Source organism: Pseudomonas sp. PvP025 (assembly GCF_017832155.1).
Classification (GTDB): domain Bacteria; phylum Pseudomonadota; class Gammaproteobacteria; order Pseudomonadales; family Pseudomonadaceae; genus Aquipseudomonas.
In genome coordinates this window covers 204,040-221,097 of record NZ_JAFIBJ010000001.1, presented here as the reverse complement: position 1 = coordinate 221,097, position 17,058 = coordinate 204,040, and the positions used below count along the sequence as shown (strand labels likewise).

The window sequence follows — 17,058 nt, the reverse complement described above, 5'->3', positions numbered from 1 at the left end:
TGACCGCACTATGCAGACCCCCTCCGCCATAAACGACGCGCCCAAAGACGCGGTAATTGCCGACGACAAGCGCTGGAATACCCGTGCCCTGATTGTCGATGATGATGTGCCGATCCGCGAACTGCTGATCGATTACCTGGCGCGCTTCAATATTCTCGCCACCGGCGTCAATGACGGCGCCGCGATGCGCGTGGCCATGCAGGCCGGCACCTTCGATGTGGTGGTGCTCGACCTGATGCTGCCGGGCGAGGACGGCCTGTCGCTGTGCCGCTGGCTGCGCGCCGAGTCGGACATCCCGATCCTGATGCTGACCGCACGCTGCGAGCCCACCGACCGCATCATCGGCCTGGAACTGGGCGCCGACGATTACATGTCCAAGCCGTTCGAGCCCCGTGAGCTGGTGGCACGCATCCAGACCATCCTGCGCCGGGTGCGCGATGACCGCACCGAGCAGCGCGCGAATATCCGCTTCGACAACTGGCGCCTCAACAGCGTCCTGCGCCAGTTGGTGGCCGACGACGGCCTGGTGGTGCCGCTGTCCAATGCCGAGTTCCGCCTGCTGTGGGTGTTCATCGAGCGTCCGCGTCGCGTACTCAGTCGCGAGCAATTGCTGGACGCTGCGCGCGGTCGCTCCATCGAAGCCTTCGACCGCAGCATCGACCTGCTGGTGTCGCGCCTGCGCCAGAAACTGGGCGACGATCCAAAAGCGCCGCAGTTGATCAAGACCGTGCGCGGTGAAGGCTACCTGTTCGACGCACGGGATATCGGCTGATGCGCAACGCCTTCAACACGCTGTTCGGGCGGCTGTTCGGGGTGCTGCTGGTGGCCATTGTGCTGGCCCACGGGCTGACGATTTTCTGGTTTCACCACTATGGCCCGCCCCCGCCGCCCACCGGCGACCTGTATGTGCAGATGGCCGATGGCAGTTTCACGCCCGTGCACCAGAAGCGCCAACGCCCGTGGTTTGGCGGCCCGGTCGTGCCGCTGACGTTTCAGGTCATCACGTTGATCATCGCCGCATGGTACGGCGCCAAACTGCTGAGCCGGCCGATCCAGCGCCTGAGCGAAGCGGCCGAGCGCCTGAGCCTGGACCTCGACAGCCCGCCGCTCAACGAGTCCGGCCCCCGCGAGGCACGACAGGCGGCCTCGACCTTCAACCTCATGCAACGGCGCATTCGCGAGCAGGTTAGCCAGCGCGCGCGCATGCTCGGCGCCGTGTCCCATGACCTGCGCACGCCACTGTCGCGCCTAAAGTTGCGCCTGGAACAGATCGAAGACACCCGCCTGCAAGGCCAGATGCGCCAGGACCTGGACGACATGATCGGCATGCTCGACGCCACCCTGAGTTACCTGCACGAACAGCGCACCAGCGAAACCCGGCACTGGCTCGATGTGCAGGCGCTGGTGGAGTCACTGAGCGAAAACGCCCAGGACCAGGGGTGCGACGTGCAATATGCGGGTTCATGCACGCCGCTGCAGGTGCAGCCGATGGCCCTGCGTTCGGGCCTCAACAACCTGATCGACAACGCGCTGCGCTACGCCGGCGGCGCACGCGTGGAACTGACGGACAGCCGCGAGGCCCTGATGATTCGTGTCATCGACCACGGCCCGGGGATCGCGGCGGATCAGCGCGAGGCCGTGTTCGAGCCATTCTTTCGCCTGGAAGGCTCGCGCAACCGCAACTCTGGCGGCGTCGGCCTGGGCATGACGATTGCCAGGGAAGCCGTCGAACGCCTCGGCGGCCGCCTGAGCCTGGAGGAAACCCCAGGGGGTGGTTTGACGGCGGTGATGTGGCTGCCTCGGGCTTGAATCCTGGTAGGAAGGTGGCGCAGCAAACGGGAGCCTCTGCGGCAGGCCGCTCTGTTGTGGCGAGCGGGCTTGCCCTAATGCCAGTCAGTTAAGCGCAGCTCCCCTGTGCGAGCGGCGGTGCGACGATTCGACTTGCCCGCGAAAGCGGTGTGTCTTCAACATCAATGTTTGCTGGGCCGACGCCATCGGGAGCAAGCCCCCTCCCACATTTTGTACAGCGTTCGCAAACCATTCCGGTCGGCTCTCAGGCCGCCGCGCTTTTGATCTTGATCTTAGGCACACCGAGCCTGGGCGAGGTGCCGAGTGTTGGGGCAAGAGCGTTTTGCTTACTTTTGCGCTTTTCAAAAGTGAGCCGCCGTAAGGGCGGAACCCTAAGTCGCCGTTACCGCACAAACCGATATATACACCGAAAAGTCGCACCGCTCATTGCTTCGAGCATCACACTGGCTTAACTGAACGGCATTAGGGCTAGCCCCGCGTTGGGGTGCGCAGCGCCCCCCATCAAGGTAAACGCGCTGTACCTGACACTGCGCAGAGCATGGTTTTGGGGCTGCTGCGCACCCCAGCGCGGGGCAAGCCCGCTCGCCACAACAAGCCCGCTCACGGCGCCCCCCCCCCACAGTGTAATTTGCAGACTTATGTTTCCCGCCGCTCCTGGGCCTGGCTCGCGCTCCAGTCCATCAGCAGGCTGTACGCCACTGCCAGCAAGGTAGGGCCGATGAACAGGCCGATAAAGCCAAAGGCGATGAGGCCGCCGAACACGCCAAGCAGCACGATCACCAACGGCAGGTTGCCGCCGCGGCTGATCAGGTAGGGTTTGAGCACGTTATCCACGCCGCTGATGATGAACGTGCCCCAGATGCCGAGGAATATCGCGTGGCTGTAGTCGCCTTTCCACGCCAGCCATGCCGTAGCCGGGATCCACACCAACGGCGGGCCCATGGGAATCAGGCTGAGCAGGAAGGTGACGATGCCCAGTACCAGCGCGCCGGGCACGCCGGCGATCAGGAAGCCGATCAGCGCCAGCAGCGCCTGGGCGGCGGCCGTGCCGATCACGCCATTGACCACCCGTTGCACGGTGCCGGCCACCAGTTCGATGTAGTAGCCGGCCCGCTCTCCGATCAGGCGTTCCAGCAGGCGGTGGGCGAACATCGCCAGGCGTGGGCCGTCGCGGTAGAAAAAGAACACGAAGACCAGGCTCAAGGTCAGTTCGAGAATGCCGCCGCCTATTTGCGCACTGCGCGCCAGCAGCCAGTTGCCCACCTGGCCAAGGTACGGCTTGATGCTGATCATCAGCGCGGCCCCCTGCTCGTCGATGCTGTCCCACATGCCCACCAGCCGCTCGCCCACCAGCGGGATAGAACCCAGCCAGGTGGGCGCTTCGGGCAGGCCATCGACCTGGATATCCTTGATCAATACCGTGGCATCGCGCACATGGTCGGCCAGGTTGAAGCCCAGCCACACCAGCGGCAGCGCCACCAACAGCATCCAGCCCAGGGTCAGGATGCCGGCGGCCAGCGACTCGCGCCCGCCCAGCGCACGGGTCAGCAGACGCATCAGCGGCCAACTGGCAAAAGCCAGCACCGCGCCCCAGAACAGCGCCGACCAGAACGGCGCCATCACCCAGAAGCTGGCACCAAACAGCACCAGCAGCAGGATTTGCACCAGCAGGCGATCATTATTGGGCATGGAAAATCTCGAAAGGAAGGTCTCAGGAACATAGCTTAGGCGAACGGCACGGGTCCGTTCGCCCGGGGACGCTCAGCGTATCAGATGCAGGTGCAAGCCTTTAGTGTCACCGCTGCCGGTTTCCAGGCGGGCTGCGCGTACGCCGCTGCCAACCAGCGCCTGGCGCCAGGCCTCGGCCGAAGCGCCGCTCAAGCTGATGCGCAAGTTGGTGTCGAGGTTAAGTGCTCGGGAAATCAGCGTCAGCCAGGTGGCATCCGGCTCGGCGGCCAGCGCGGGAAAGTCCAGTTCGCCGGTGCTTTTCAACTCACGCAGCAGTGTTGCGGAGGTGGGCAGCAGCGTACCCAGCGGCGTGGCGGAATCGAGTTGCTCGACGTGGAGATAGGCGCGGCGATTGCCTCGCGTGATGCCATACAGCGCCACCAGGGAATTGTCCTGCGGGGCTGCCAGGCGCAACAGCAGGTATTCCTGCTGACCGTCGGCGCCCACCAGCTTGGCGTTGCCGAACACTTCATTGGCCCACAGGCTGCTCTCGCCGCAGTCACGGGCCTGGCACCAGAACAGCAATTGCGCGCCGTTGGCCTGCAACGCTTCGCGCGTGGCGGTAAACGCGGCGCTCGATGTGTGTTCGGCGGGCAGTTCATAGGTGATGGCCGTGGCTTGTCCACGGGCGGTGGCCTGGCCCTCGGAACGCAATTGGCCGCTGATCCTGCGGATCGCGCCCATGGGGTAGATGCGCTCTTTCTCTTCAGCCGGGCGGTAATCGACGATCTGCGCGTCGACCTGACGGGCGACGGCAGGCAGATCCTGACTGCCCGGTACATCGGCGGCGAATACCAGCGGGCTGAACATACCCAGCCCCAGAACACGGAAACATCGTTTACCCAGGCTCATCGGATCGGTGAGCCTGGGCCAGTGCAAGCAGGCGTTATGTTTGGATTGTTCATGGTTGACTCCCTTTCAATCCGCCCAGCCTCGGCAGTTGACCGCACCAAGTCAAGGCGCGGAGAAGAACCGATTGAAACAGTCTGCAACAAGAACCGCGCCGGGCTCATCATTCAGGTGTAAATGATGGCCGCCCGGCAGCGTGGTCGCCGAGAAAGGCAGCTGGGAAAGCAATTCGGGATGTTTCGCCAGCATGCCCTCTGCCGCCACGATCAACTGCGCAGGGCAAGCCACGCGACGTACGAACGCCATCGCCTGCTCGTCGGTCAGGCGCATCGGCGAAGCCAGGGTCAGGCGGCTGTCGGTGCGCCAGGTGTAACCGCCAGGCACCGGCATCAGGCCCCGCTGGGCCAGCAATTCGGCGGCTTCGCGGCTGACGGCCACCAGGCCTTTCATGCGCGCCTCAACCGCACGGTCCAGGGTGGTGTAGACCGGTTTGCGCTTGTCCTGCAGGCTCAGTTGCGCCTGCAACGCCATGCCCAGGCGCTCGGCGGCATGCTCGCCGCTGGCGGTTGGCGGGATCACGCCGTCGATCAAGCCCAGGTGCGTGACCCGTTCCGGCAAAGCCCCGGCCAGGGCGGTGGACACGACGGCGCCGAGGGAGTGGCCAAGTAATGCAAAACGTTTCCAGCCCAGTTGTTCGGCCACCTGCAGCACATCGAACACGTAATCCCACAAGGCATAACCGGCGCCCGTCGGGCGATGCGCCGAGTGACCATGGCCGGCCATATCAATGGCGACGATGCGCAAGCCGGTGAGTTTCGGCGCCAGACGCGCAAAGCTGTTGGCGTTGTCCAGCCAGCCATGCAGGGCGATCACCGGCAAGCCGTCCTCGGGGCCGAACAGATGGGCGGCCAATTCGATATGCGGCAGGCTCAGACGTACTTCTTCGACGGGCGTGCTCATGCGCAACTGCGCTCACGGTTTTCCCAGCGGGCGAACAGGGTTTTGATCAAGGCAGCGGTGTCCTGTGGGTGTTCGAGGGGGAACATATGGCCACCAGGCACGGTGAGCGTTTCGCCCATGGGCAGGCGGTCGACGCCGCTGGCATGGTGACGCATCACCACCCGGCTCTGGCGGCCACGCACCATCGCCAACGGCACCCGCAATTGACGCACCTGTCCCGGGCTGGTGTGGGGCACGCCGCGGTAGATGCTGATTTCGGTGGCCGGGTCGAAGCGCAGCCGCAGGCGATCGCCCACCGGGTACAGGCCATGCTGCAGATAAGCCTCGAAGCAGTCCGGGTCGAACCCGCGAAACAGCGTCTTGGTTGCAAAATAACTGCGCGCAGCAGCCAGGTCGGTAAATTCTTCGCGGCGACCCAGAGTGCGCCCGGCTGGCGTGAGACGGTCGATAAAGCCAAAACGCTTGGCCGCGCGGATCACCCAGCGGTCGGCACGCGTGAGTACCGGCGAGTCGAGCATCACCACCCCGCGATACAGCTGCGGGCAGCGCATGGCCGCATGCAGATGCAGCACGCCACCCAGTGAATGGCCCACGCCCCACACCGGTTGGGGTTGCTGCTCAACATGATGGATCAACTCATCCACCAGATTCTGCCAGTTGTCATCCACCGGGAACCTGGGATCGTGACCGTGCTGGGGCAAGTGAGCCACTTCGTATTCCGGCGCCAGGCCGGCAAACAACTTGCCATAGGTGGCCGACGGGAAACCATTGGCGTGGGCAAAAAACACGTGCTGCGACATACCGAACCCTCTGCACAGACAGTGGAGCGATTGTCCCCATGCCTGGCGTGTACGGCAATGACCGTAACTGCCAGGAATGATGGCACTCACGCCACGCCTATCGCGCCGGCGGGTTCTCGCCCAGGGGCACGACGGCCATGGTCAGACGCGATACGCAACTGGCCTTGCCCTCGTCGCTGGTCAGGCGAATGTCCCATACCTGGGTGGTGCGTCCGATATGAATCGCCGTGGCGACCGCCGTCACCCGCCCGCTGCGCACACCGCGCAGGTGGTTGGCGTTGACCTCCAGGCCCACGCAATAGAACTTGCTGGCATCGATGCACAGGTAGGCGGCCATGGAGCCGACGCTTTCGGCCAGCACCACCGACGCGCCGCCGTGCAGCAGGCCGTAGGGCTGATGGGTGCGGTGGTCGACCACCATGCTTGCAGTCAGGGAGTGCTCATCGAAGCTTTCGAAGCGGATGTCCAGCAGTTCACCGATGGTGTTTTTCTGCAGGGTATTGAGGTGTTCGATGTTCGGTTGGGTGCGCCACAGGCTCATTGGGAGTGTCCTTTCTGTTGTTGTTATCAGGATGACCTACGGATTTTTCACGCTGACCAGACTCATCAGCCCCGCCAGCGGAAAATCGCCTTCCAGTTCCGCGAGGCTCGCGGTGTGCATCGGCTGCGACTGACGCAGATGGCCGTGCTGCAAAAAGCTGATCAGGCTGCCCACCAGAGGCTGATGGCTGACCAGCAGCACATTGTCATCGGTGTCGAGGTGTTCCAGCACCTGGGGCGGATTAGCGTCCGGCGTCAACCACGGCACTGTGCGGATATCGGCCTGAAAACCGAGGGCCTCGCGCACCAGCTGCGCGGTTTGCTGCGCCCGTACGTAAGGGCTGGCAATGATGGCGCTGATGGGCTGGCCGATCAGGTGCGCAGCACTGCGCAACACTTCGCCACGGCCGTGCTCGGTGAGGTTACGCTCGGCGTCGCTGCGCGCGTGGGCTTGGGCCTCGCCGTGGCGCAGAATCCACAGCTTCACAGCTTTGGCTCCTCATCGCGCACCGGGTGCGGCGCCGGTGGCACACTGTGGGCGGCCTCGCCTTCGGGTGCACGCGGGGTCGGCCAATCGGCGAAGGGCCAGGGCTTGTGCTCGGTATGGAAGCTGCCGAAGCGGCCGATCTGCGCCAGGAACTGGCTGAGGCTGTCGCCGAAGTTCATCAGGCCCAGGTTCGGCGCGCCGTAGACCAGACGGTATACCAGCTGCACCACCACCAGCGCGCCGAGCAGAAACTGCGCGACCTGCCACACCAGGGCGAACACCAGCATCCAAAGGATGCGCAGCACAATGGACTCATACTTGGGGGCTGCTTTGGGATCGTTCATGACGCGTTCCTCAGTTGAAACCACTGGTGGAAATAAAGTCGACATCGGTTTTCGGCTCGGCGCGCATCAGCAGCTCAATCACCTGCTCCAGGGTGCGACCCTCGAACAGAATCGCATGCAAGCCAGCCACCAGCGGCATATAGACGCCCACTTCCTGAGCCTTGGCCTTGAGCACCTTGAGGGTGTTGACCCCTTCGGCCACCTCACCCAGGCGCGTCACCGCGTCGTCCAGGCTCAGGCCCTGGCCCAGCGCGAAGCCGACCTGATAGTTGCGGCTTTTGGGCGAGGAGCAGGTGACGATCAGGTCGCCCACGCCCGCCAGGCCCAGGAAGGTCATGGGATTGGCGCCCTGATTGACCGCAAAGCGGGTCATTTCCGCCAGGGCGCGGGTGATCAGCATGCTCTTGGTGTTTTCGCCCATGCCCAGGGCCACGGCCATGCCGGCGATGATGGCGTAGACGTTTTTCAGCGCCCCGCCCAGCTCGACGCCAAACCGATCGCCGCTGGCGTACACGCGAAACGTACGGCCATGCAGCACGGCCTGGACGCGTTCGCACAAGTGCTCGTCCTCACTGGCGACCACCGTGGCGGTCAGCGCGTGCTCGGCCACTTCCCGCGCCAGGTTCGGCCCGGACAGCACGCCGATGCGTGCCTGTGGAGCGATCTCCTGGAGGATTTCGCTCATCAGTTTGAAGGTCTGCGCCTCGATGCCCTTGGTCAGGCTGACCAGCAGCTTGCCGGCCAGGCGTTCGGCGTGGGGGGCCAGCACCGAGCGCAGGGCGCTGGAGGGCAGCGCGACAAAACACAGGTCGCAGGCCTCCAGGGTCGCCAGCAGGTCGGTGACGGGCTCGACCGCCTCATGAATTTTGATGCCTTTAAGGTAACGGGGATTTTCCCGGTGCACGCGAATGGCCTCGGCCTGCTCGGGATCTCGCATCCACTGGCGCACCGCGTGGCCATTCTCGGCCAGCAGGTTAGCCACGGCGGTACCAAAACTTCCGCCTCCCAGGACCGCGATAGGGCGCTGTTCAGTCATATGCAATCCGTTAATCCATACCAGTGGCAATGGCCGCATTATACGGAGCGGCTCAATTGCAGCCAGCCCCCGCGTCAATTCGTACGCCTGTCGGAAAATGCCACAATTGGATGAACGAATTGCAATTTCAACGACTGGCATAAGGCCTCACCTCAGTTACCATGGGCGGCTATCCGCAATGATCAAGGCCGTGCCGTGTATCCGGGCCCTCCTCCCCGCTCATCCCTGTTGTTGATGCTGTTGTGCAGCGCTGCTGCATGCGCCGATGACCTGTTCCTCGACATCCAGCCGTTGCCGCAGGTGCTCACCGCCACACGTCTTAAACAATCGGCCGCCGCCGTGCCCGGCAGCATGACGGTGATCGACAGCGAATTGATCAAGGCCAGCGGCGCACGGGATATCGCCGAGCTGCTGCGGCTGGTGCCGGGCATGATGGTCGGCTACACCACCGGCAATCAGGCCGCCGTGAATTATCACGGCACCAGCGCCAGCGATGCGCGGCGCATGCAGGTGCTGATCGACGGCCGTTCGGTGTACCGCGCGGGCCTCGCCACCGTCGACTGGAGCGATATTCCGGTGGTCATGGAAGATATCGAGCGCATCGAAGTGTTCCGTGGCCCCAACACCGTCAGCTATGGCGCCAATGCGCTGATGGCGGTGGTCAACATCCTCACGCGCTCACCGGCCAACAGCCGGGGCACACGGGTGAAGGTGCAGCGCGGCGAACGGGGGATCAACGATGTCTACGCCAGCCAGGGCCTGGGCTGGGAAACCGGCGATTTGCGCGTGTCGATGTCCGGCCAGCAGGATGATGGCTTCGACAGCGACGCCACAGGCGCCGACCGCCGCGACAGTCGCCGCCTGAGCCGCTTCAGCCTGGCCGTGAGCCAGACGCTGAATGCGCAACAGAGCCTCGACTGGCAGTTGAACGCCAAGGAGGGCACCAACCAGCGTCCTTATACCTACACACCGGTGTTCGCCGGGATTACCGAAGGCGGCAATAACTCCGACGTCAATGCCAGGGACTACGCCGGCTCACTGCGCTGGAACATCGATTTCAACCCCGACCACAGTCTGTATATCCAGGGCTCGGCCCAGCAGTGGGAGCGCCGCCAGGTCTGGAAGGCCTGCGATGCGAAAGTCTCGTTCAGCCCGGAGCTGACCCGCCTGTGGCAACTCAATCCCAATTACGCCGAACTGCTGGCGCGGCACATGGACACCTACAGCCAGGGCAGCGCACCGCCGGGCAGCACCGCCGAACAGGCGCTGGGCAACCAGGTGCTGGACCAATGGCGCAATGGTGCCAGCCAGAACGTGTGCGGCGACATCGACCAGAGCACCCGCGAAAGCCGCTACGATCTGGAGATTCAGGACACCCTCAGCCTGTCCGACAGCCTGCGCCTGGTCAGCGGTATGAATTATCGCTATGACCGTGCCGATTCCGACACCTACTTCAACGGCACTCTCGACGACGTCACCTGGCGCCTGTTCGGCCAACTCGAATGGCGTGCCAGCGAACACTGGCTGCTGCAGGGCGGCGCCATGTATGAAGACACGCGCCTGAGCGGTCACTCACTGACGCCCCGAGTGGCGCTGAACTACCTGATCAACCCGCGCCACGGCCTGCGCGCGGTGTACTCCGAGGCCATCCGCTCGCCGGACATGTTCGAGAACAACGTCAACTGGAGCTACCGCGTCAACCATCTCAGCTCGCCGGCCTATGGGCAGAACGCCGGGCAATATTTTGTGGTGACACGGGGGCCGGGCAACCTCGATAAAGAGCTGATGAAATCGCGGGAACTGGGCTATAACGGCTTCTTTGCCGACCTCGGGTTGAACCTGGACGTGAAGCTGTTCTATGACGAAATCACTGACATGATCAGCTCGCCGCTACGCAACAACCAATACATTGCGAGCAATGGCAACAGCTCGCGTTTTGTCGGCGCCGAGTCGCAATTTGACTGGCGACTGAGTAACGCCGACCGTCTGCGGTTCACCTACGCCTACGTCGACGCCAGCGCGAGCAACCCGCTGGACAAGGCTCAGACCGCGCGCAACAGCGGCTCCGCCGGCTGGCTGCGCGAGTGGGGTCGCGGCTGGTCCAGCGCGCTGTTCTATTACGGTGACGATGCGCTCAACCAATATCGCTTCGAACGGGTCGACCTGCGGGTGGCCAAGCGCATTGCCGTGGGCAACGCCAACGTGGAGCTGGCGGGCATGCTGCAACAACGCCTCGACCATCAGCCGACCACCTGGGCCGACAATATTTATGACCATCGTCATGTCCTTTACTTCAGCGCGGAGCTGGAGTTCTGACATGGCCAATCAGTCACGGACGACCTACTTCTCTTTCGCCAGGCTTTGGCAGCGGGCCCTGCTGCTGATCGGCCTGCTGCTGACCGCGCCGGCGTGGAGTGCCAACATCCTGCTGACCGCCGCCGAAGACAGCGTCGGCGTGCAGGACTTCGCCCAGGCACTGGCCCGGCAGCGTCCCGCAGACCAGGTCACCTTCACCCCGCTCAAGGACCTGCCGGCGCCGCACCAACTGCCTGCCGACACGCGCCTGATCCTGCTCGACCTGCCCGGCCTCGACTGGCGCCTGCAGGATGCCGAAGGTCCGCCGACCCTGGTGCTGCGCATTAGCCGCCTGCAAGCGCGCCAGCGCCTGGGCACCCGCCTGCCGGCGCACATCAGCCTGCTGTGGAGCGACCCGCCGCTGGACCGTCAGTTACGCCTGATCACCGGCATTCTGCCGCAGGCCCGGCGCATCGGCGTGCTCTACGGCAGCGACAGTGAGTTCCTGCTGCGCGAGCTGAGCCAATACGCCGCGCCCCTGGGTCTGCAAATCGTGCCTCAACTGTGGAATAACATTAACGACAGTCGCCCGCTGCAAAGCCTGTTCAGGACCAGCGACGTATTGCTCGGCCTCGACGACCCGCAACTGTACAACCCGAAGACCGCAAAGAACCTGCTGCTGAGCAGCTACGCCCAGCAACTGCCGCTGGTGGGGCCCAATGCCGGCTTCGTCAAGGCCGGCAGCCTGGCCAGCACCTACAGCGACCAGACCGACTGGCTGGGCGTGCTCGACCGTTTGCTTGACCGCCCGCCGGCCAGTTGGCCGCGCACGTTGTACCCGCACCATTTCAAAGTCGTGGGCAACCCGCAGGTCGCGCGCTCACTGGGCATCGAACAGGTCGATGAAAGCAACGTCGCCGCGCGGCTCGCCGAAGGAGAAAAACGCCCATGACCTTGCGTCGTCGTTGGGACATCAACACCCGTACCCAGCTCATCACCCTGGGCCCGGCGCTGTTGCTGACGCTGCTGTTGATCAGCTTCTTTACCTTTGTGCGCATCCAGGACCTGCGCCAGGAACTGGACCATACCGGCCAACTGATTGCCAACCAACTGGCGCCCGCCACCGAGTACGGCGTCATTTCCGGCAACAACGATGTGCTCGACAGCCTGCTGCGCGCCACGCTGGCCACGCCCCACGTGCGCTTTCTGGAGATTCAGGACGCCGCCGAAAATATTCTGGTGTACGTCGAGCAACCGTCGGAAAAGCACGACCGCTCGTTGTCGGTGAAAGTGTTCCAGGCGCCGATCCGCCTGCAGCATATCCAGCTGGGCAGCGATTTTTTCCAGGACAACCTCAACGAATCCAAGGCGCCGCGCGCCGATTATCTGGGGCGCGTGATCGTCGGCATGTCCAACGATGCCTTCAGTCAGCGTCAGCAGGAGATTCTCTTCAAGGCCGGCATCCTGGCGCTGTTCGCCCTGCTGTTTACCTTCCTGCTGGCGCGGCGCCTGGCGGCCAGCCTGTCGCAGCCGATAAGCGCAATGGGCCATGCGGTGAAGGCCATCCAGCAAGGCGACTACAAGACCCCGCTGCCAATCGTGGATGATTCGGAACTGGGCGACCTGTCACGCCACATCAACAATCTGGCCGCTGGCCTGCAACAGGCCAGCCGCGAACAGCAGCAGGCCATGGCGCAGTTGATTCAGACCCGCGAGGAAGCCGAGCGGGCCAACAATGCCAAGTCGGATTTTTTGGCGATGATGAGCCACGAGCTGCGCACGCCGATGAACGGGGTGCTGGGCATGCTGCAATTGCTGGAAACCACCGAGATGACCGAGGAGCAGACCGAATACGCCGCGCTGGCCTCCGAGTCCACCGAGCATCTGCTGAAGGTCATCAACGACATCCTCGATTTCTCGCGCATCGAGCGCGCGGCGCTGGAGCTGGAGCATATTGCGTTCAACCTCGCCGACCTGGTCAACAGCAGCGCCCATGCCTTCCGGCACAGCGCCCAGCAGCGCGGGCTGACGCTCAACCTGCCGATGCCGCCGGGCCTGGATACGCTGCGAGTCAAGGGCGACCCCACGCGTATCCGCCAGATTCTGGTGAACCTGATCGGCAATGCACTCAAGTTCACCGAGCAGGGCAGCGTGAGTGTCGAGCCCCACTGGCAGCCTCTCGACCATGAGTTGGTGTGGTTCACCTGCAGCGTGCGCGACAGCGGCATCGGTATTGGCGCCGAACACTTGGAGTCGATGTTCGACGCATTCCAGCAGGCTGACAGCTCGATTTCCAGACGTTACGGCGGCACCGGCCTGGGCCTGCCCATCGCGCGCACGCTGGCCGAACGCATGGGCGGCACCCTGCGTGCGCAAAGCGAAGAAGGCCATGGTTCGGTGTTTACCCTGGAAATCCCCCTGGCCATCGACCAGCACAGCCTGCCGACGATTGCCCAGGATGCCCAAAGCAAGCACGGCGCCGGTGATGGCCGCCATGTGTTGCTGGTGGAGGACAACCCCGTCAACCGCACGGTGGTGGAAGCCATGTTGCGCAGCCTCGGCTTTGAAGTCAGCCTGGCCACCGACGGCGCCGAGGCAATAAGTAGTGCAGAAAGCCTGATATTCACCGCGATCCTGATGGATTGCCGGTTACCGGTGATCGACGGCTACGAGGCTACCCGGCAGATTCGCCAACTGCCGGGCTGCGCCGATCTGCCGATCATTGCGCTCACCGCCAACGCGTTGCAGGGCGACCGTGAAGCGTGCCTCGCGGCCGGAATGAACGATTACCTGGCCAAGCCGTTCAAACGTACGGATTTGCAGCAGATCCTGCAGCGCTGGGTGCAATAGCGCCGCGCCATCAGGCATCTGCGACTGGCGTGAAACACGAAAGTGCGGCAGTCTTAGGCACCCAAACGGGCTGATAAACAGGCCCGGTTTAAAATTTCAGTGAACAAGTGTACATTGAGTACCTTGACGCTGTGACTTTCACTACAACGCAATAGTCTACGTGTAGGCTGCCGGCATGAGGCATGAACGCTTCATTCGGTTCGGGAAGATTTGCCCTGCCCCGCCGCATGGGATTATTGAGGAGCTCGCATGACCAAACAAAACGCCTTTACTCGGGAAGACCTGCTGCGCTGCAGTCGCGGTGAGCTGTTCGGCCCAGGTAACGCGCAACTGCCCGCCCCGAACATGCTGATGGTGGATCGCATCACCCATATCAGCGAAGAGGGTGGCAAGTACGGCAAAGGTGAATTGGTCGCCGAGCTGGATATCACTCCGGACCTGTGGTTCTTCGCCTGCCATTTCGAAGGCGACCCGGTAATGCCAGGCTGCCTGGGCCTCGACGCCATGTGGCAACTGGTCGGCTTCTACCTGGGCTGGCAAGGCCTGCCGGGTCGCGGCCGTGCGCTGGGTTCCGGCGAAGTGAAGTTCTTCGGCCAGGTCCTGCCGACCGCCAAGAAAGTCACCTACAACATTCAAATCAAGCGCGTCCTCAAGGGCAAGCTGAACCTGGCCATTGCCGATGGTTCGGTGACTGTCGACGGTCGCGAGATTTATACTGCCGAAGGCCTTCGGGTCGGCGTATTCACTTCCACTGACAACTTTTAAGGGTTATCCGCATGCGCCGCGTCGTTATCACTGGTCTGGGCATCGTTTCTTGCCTGGGCAATGACAAAGAGACCGTCACCGCTAACCTGCGTGCAAGTCGCCCTGGCATCCGCTTCAACCCGGAATATGCCGAAATGGGTTTGCGTAGCCAGGTTTCCGGCTCCATCGACCTGCCCCTCGAAGAGCTGATCGATCGCAAGATCTATCGCTTCGTCGGCCACGCTGCCGCCTACGCCTACCTGGCCATGAAAGACGCGATCGTCGACTCCGGCCTCAGCGAAGACCAGGTATCGAACGTACGCACCGGCCTGATCGCCGGTTCCGGCGGCGCATCCACCCTCAACCAGATGGAAGCGCTGGACATCCTGCGCGAGAAAGGCGTGAAGCGCGTCGGCCCGTACCGTGTCACACGGACCATGGGCAGCACCGTGTCGGCCTGCCTGGCCACGCCGTTCGCCATCAAGGGCGTCAACTACTCGATCTCCTCGGCCTGCGCCACCAGCGCCCACTGCATCGGTACTGCCGTTGAGCAGATCCAGCTGGGCAAGCAGGACATCGTCTTCGCCGGCGGCGGTGAAGAAGAGCATTGGAGCCAGTCGTTCCTGTTCGACGCCATGGGCGCCCTCTCCACCCAGTACAACGAAACCCCGGAAAAGGCCTCCCGCGCCTACGACGCCAAGCGTGACGGTTTCGTCATCGCCGGCGGTGGCGGCATGGTCGTGGTCGAAGAGCTGGAACACGCTCTGGCCCGTGGTGCGAAGATCTACGCGGAAATCGTCGGCTACGGCGCCACTTCCGACGGCTACGACATGGTTGCGCCAAGCGGCGAAGGCGCCATCCGTTGCATGCAGATGGCCATGTCCACCGTTGACACGCCGATCGACTACCTGAACACCCACGGCACCTCCACTCCGGTCGGCGACGCCAAGGAAATGGAAGGCGTGCGTGCGGTATTCGGCGACAAGGCACCGGCCATCAGCTCTACCAAGAGCCTGTCGGGTCACTCCCTGGGCGCCGCCGGCGTTCACGAAGCGATCTACTGCCTGCTGATGATGGAAGGCAACTTCATGGCCGGTTCGGCCAACATCGACGAGATCGATCCGGTTGTGGCAGATATGCCGATCCTGACCAAGACCGTTGAGAACGCCACCATCAATACCGTGATGAGCAACAGCTTCGGTTTTGGCGGCACCAACGCGACGCTGGTGCTCAAGCGCTGGCAGGGCAAGTAAGGCCTGCAGCTTGACCCCACAAAAAAGCCCCGACTGGTTCGGGGCTTTTTTGTGGGTGATGTCCCGCCCTGAATAAGGTTTACACCTTCTGACCTTTCTTCAGGAGGACTCAATGGATACGGGAAAAAGGCGCAGCCAACGCGATTACACGCTAGCTTTTAAATTGTCGGTCGTAGACCAAGTCGAAAAAGGCGAGTTGAGTTATAAAGAGGCTCAACGGCGCTTTGGCATTCAGGGCCGGTCCACGGTACTGGTTTGGCTACGCAAGCATGGCCGACAGGACTGGAGCCAAGGCGCCTCAATCCGAACGCCGCGGAGCAGGCCGATGACCGACCCCAACCTCCCGCTGACACCCGAGCAGCGGATTAAAGAGCTTGAAGAACAGTTGGCGCTGAGCAATCAAAAGGCCCAGTTCTTTGAAGCTGTCGTGAACGTCTTGAAAAATGATTACGGTGTGTCCATCGTAAAAAAGCGACCCGGCAAGTCCTCTCGCAAGGGCAAATCCAAGACCTGAGCATTACCAGGGCTTGCCTGTTCATGGGAATTTCGCGCCAAGCGTATTACAAACGTAACCGAGCCGTTGATGCGAGAGCTCACCAAGACCAGCAAGTAGTGGACTTTGTTCTGGAAAAGCGGCGTCGCCAGCCGAGGTTAGGCACGCGCAAGCTGCATTATCTGATGAGCACTGAGGCTGAAGTGCAGGTAATTGTTGGTCGAGACCGTCTTTTTTCCATCTTGCGCGAAGCGCGAGAGCTGGTTCCTCGAAAGCGTGCTTATCATAAAACTACGCATAGCCATCATCGGTTCCGCCGCCATCCCAACCTGCTCAAAGCAGGCCCGGAACAAGTTGTCGCTGGCAGGCCCGAGCAGGTTTGGGTTGCAGATATTACCTATCTGCCCACGCGGGAAAGTGTCGTTTACGTCAGCCTGATAACAGACGCGTACTCACGCAAGATCGTGGGTCATCATGTACATGACAGCCTGCATACGGAGTCGGTGGTCAAAGCATTGCAGAAAGCTGTTAGCCAGCGAAAATCCAAGCAATCGCTGATCCATCACTCGGATCGCGGGGCCCAATACTGCTCCGACCTGTACCAGCAAATGCACGCCAAGCATGGGATCAAGTGCTCAATGACGGACGGCTACGATTGCTATCAGAACGCGATGGCAGAGCGGGTAAACGGGATTTTGAAAACTGAGTTTTTGCTGCACCGGCCCAAAGATTTGGCGGATGCCGTAAAAATGGTGGATGAGTCGGTGCTGATCTACAACGGGGAGCGGCCGCACTTATCCCTGAAATACAAAACGCCCGATGCGGTGCATCAGGCGTTTTGAGACTGAAACAGGTGTAAACCTATTTCAG

Annotated in this window: 16 protein-coding genes; 8 read left to right on the top strand and 8 right to left on the bottom strand. The window is 62.6% G+C overall.

From position 1 onward, the window contains the following. The first annotated feature begins 10 nt into the window (after positions 1-10). Positions 11-772, top strand: coding sequence for a response regulator transcription factor (locus JOE32_RS01070; protein WP_209980668.1), 762 nt, complete (start codon positions 11-13; stop codon positions 770-772). Next, the gene (locus JOE32_RS01065) at positions 772-1,809 is read left to right on the top strand and encodes an ATP-binding protein (RefSeq protein WP_209980666.1); all 1,038 of its coding nucleotides are present in this window, start codon (positions 772-774) and stop codon (positions 1,807-1,809) included. The genes JOE32_RS01070 and JOE32_RS01065 overlap by 1 nt, the downstream gene beginning before the upstream one ends. Before the next feature lie 636 nt (positions 1,810-2,445). Here JOE32_RS01065 and JOE32_RS01060 read toward each other — a convergent pair. From JOE32_RS01060 to JOE32_RS01025, 8 genes are all read right to left on the bottom strand, one after another. Next, positions 2,446-3,498, bottom strand: a complete 1,053-nt coding sequence (locus tag JOE32_RS01060; RefSeq protein ID WP_209980664.1) for an AI-2E family transporter — start codon at positions 3,496-3,498, stop codon at positions 2,446-2,448. A gap of 72 nt (positions 3,499-3,570) precedes the next feature. Continuing rightward, positions 3,571-4,389: a DUF4892 domain-containing protein gene (locus JOE32_RS01055; protein ID WP_209980662.1), complete on the bottom strand. Its 819-nt coding sequence runs from the start codon at positions 4,387-4,389 to the stop codon at positions 3,571-3,573. A 102-nt stretch (positions 4,390-4,491) separates the two neighbouring features. After that, complete coding sequence (locus JOE32_RS01050) at positions 4,492-5,346, bottom strand: alpha/beta fold hydrolase (RefSeq protein WP_209980659.1); 855 nt, start codon at positions 5,344-5,346, stop codon at positions 4,492-4,494. Continuing rightward, positions 5,343-6,146, bottom strand: coding sequence for an alpha/beta hydrolase (locus JOE32_RS01045; RefSeq protein WP_209980656.1), 804 nt, complete (start codon positions 6,144-6,146; stop codon positions 5,343-5,345). Before JOE32_RS01045 ends, JOE32_RS01050 begins: the two co-directional genes overlap by 4 nt. Positions 6,147-6,243: 97 nt before the next feature. Next, positions 6,244-6,687 (bottom strand): hotdog fold thioesterase, encoded by a 444-nt coding sequence (locus JOE32_RS01040; protein ID WP_209980654.1) that lies wholly within the window; start codon positions 6,685-6,687, stop codon positions 6,244-6,246. 36 nt (positions 6,688-6,723) lie between these two features. After that, positions 6,724-7,173: a phosphohistidine phosphatase SixA gene (gene sixA / locus JOE32_RS01035; protein ID WP_209980651.1), complete on the bottom strand. Its 450-nt coding sequence runs from the start codon at positions 7,171-7,173 to the stop codon at positions 6,724-6,726. Next, positions 7,170-7,517: a DUF4389 domain-containing protein gene (locus JOE32_RS01030; protein ID WP_209980648.1), complete on the bottom strand. Its 348-nt coding sequence runs from the start codon at positions 7,515-7,517 to the stop codon at positions 7,170-7,172. The genes sixA and JOE32_RS01030 overlap by 4 nt, the downstream gene beginning before the upstream one ends. A 10-nt stretch (positions 7,518-7,527) precedes the next feature. After that, positions 7,528-8,553, bottom strand: coding sequence for an NAD(P)H-dependent glycerol-3-phosphate dehydrogenase (locus tag JOE32_RS01025; RefSeq protein ID WP_209980646.1), 1,026 nt, complete (start codon positions 8,551-8,553; stop codon positions 7,528-7,530). Between the two features lie 195 nt (positions 8,554-8,748). Here JOE32_RS01025 and JOE32_RS01020 point away from each other — a divergent pair, with 195 nt between their 5' ends. The 6 genes from JOE32_RS01020 to JOE32_RS00995 all read left to right on the top strand — a co-directional run bounded on the left by JOE32_RS01020 (position 8,749) and on the right by JOE32_RS00995 (position 17,030). Then, positions 8,749-10,869 (top strand): TonB-dependent receptor, encoded by a 2,121-nt coding sequence (locus JOE32_RS01020; protein WP_348532565.1) that lies wholly within the window; start codon positions 8,749-8,751, stop codon positions 10,867-10,869. Between the two features lies 1 nt (position 10,870). Beyond that, a complete protein-coding gene (locus JOE32_RS01015) occupies positions 10,871-11,800 on the top strand; it encodes an ABC transporter substrate binding protein (RefSeq protein ID WP_209980642.1) in 930 nt (309 codons plus the stop codon). Then, positions 11,797-13,698 (top strand): ATP-binding protein, encoded by a 1,902-nt coding sequence (locus JOE32_RS01010; RefSeq protein WP_209980640.1) that lies wholly within the window; start codon positions 11,797-11,799, stop codon positions 13,696-13,698. Before JOE32_RS01015 ends, JOE32_RS01010 begins: the two co-directional genes overlap by 4 nt. Before the next feature lie 249 nt (positions 13,699-13,947). After that, positions 13,948-14,463, top strand: coding sequence for a 3-hydroxyacyl-[acyl-carrier-protein] dehydratase FabA (gene fabA, locus JOE32_RS01005; protein ID WP_003210552.1), 516 nt, complete (start codon positions 13,948-13,950; stop codon positions 14,461-14,463). 11 nt (positions 14,464-14,474) lie between these two features. Next, positions 14,475-15,695, top strand: a complete 1,221-nt coding sequence (fabB, locus tag JOE32_RS01000; protein ID WP_209980638.1) for a beta-ketoacyl-ACP synthase I — start codon at positions 14,475-14,477, stop codon at positions 15,693-15,695. A gap of 112 nt (positions 15,696-15,807) precedes the next feature. Beyond that, a protein-coding gene (locus JOE32_RS00995; RefSeq protein WP_209980636.1) for an IS3 family transposase occupies positions 15,808-17,030 on the top strand; the annotation gives its coding sequence in 2 pieces (ribosomal slippage) (positions 15,808-16,159 and positions 16,159-17,030; 1,224 coding nt in all). The last annotated feature ends 28 nt before the right edge of the window (positions 17,031-17,058 follow it).

Bases quoted from the DNA above. Each gene is read 5' to 3' on its own strand.
- JOE32_RS01040 (WP_209980654.1), bottom strand. From the start codon at position 6,687: ATGAGCCTGTGGCGCACCCAACCGAACATCGAACACCTCAATACCCTG.
- JOE32_RS01030 (WP_209980648.1), bottom strand. From the start codon at position 7,517: ATGAACGATCCCAAAGCAGCCCCCAAGTATGAGTCCATTGTGCTGCGC.
- JOE32_RS01050 (WP_209980659.1), bottom strand. From the start codon at position 5,346: ATGAGCACGCCCGTCGAAGAAGTACGTCTGAGCCTGCCGCATATCGAA.
- JOE32_RS01065 (WP_209980666.1), top strand. From the start codon at position 772: ATGCGCAACGCCTTCAACACGCTGTTCGGGCGGCTGTTCGGGGTGCTG.
- JOE32_RS01055 (WP_209980662.1), bottom strand. From the start codon at position 4,389: ATGAGCCTGGGTAAACGATGTTTCCGTGTTCTGGGGCTGGGTATGTTC.
- fabA (WP_003210552.1), top strand. From the start codon at position 13,948: ATGACCAAACAAAACGCCTTTACTCGGGAAGACCTGCTGCGCTGCAGT.
- JOE32_RS01025 (WP_209980646.1), bottom strand. From the start codon at position 8,553: ATGACTGAACAGCGCCCTATCGCGGTCCTGGGAGGCGGAAGTTTTGGT.
- JOE32_RS01060 (WP_209980664.1), bottom strand. From the start codon at position 3,498: ATGCCCAATAATGATCGCCTGCTGGTGCAAATCCTGCTGCTGGTGCTG.
- JOE32_RS01010 (WP_209980640.1), top strand. From the start codon at position 11,797: ATGACCTTGCGTCGTCGTTGGGACATCAACACCCGTACCCAGCTCATC.
- JOE32_RS01015 (WP_209980642.1), top strand. From the start codon at position 10,871: ATGGCCAATCAGTCACGGACGACCTACTTCTCTTTCGCCAGGCTTTGG.
- JOE32_RS01070 (WP_209980668.1), top strand. From the start codon at position 11: ATGCAGACCCCCTCCGCCATAAACGACGCGCCCAAAGACGCGGTAATT.
- JOE32_RS01045 (WP_209980656.1), bottom strand. From the start codon at position 6,146: ATGTCGCAGCACGTGTTTTTTGCCCACGCCAATGGTTTCCCGTCGGCC.
- fabB (WP_209980638.1), top strand. From the start codon at position 14,475: ATGCGCCGCGTCGTTATCACTGGTCTGGGCATCGTTTCTTGCCTGGGC.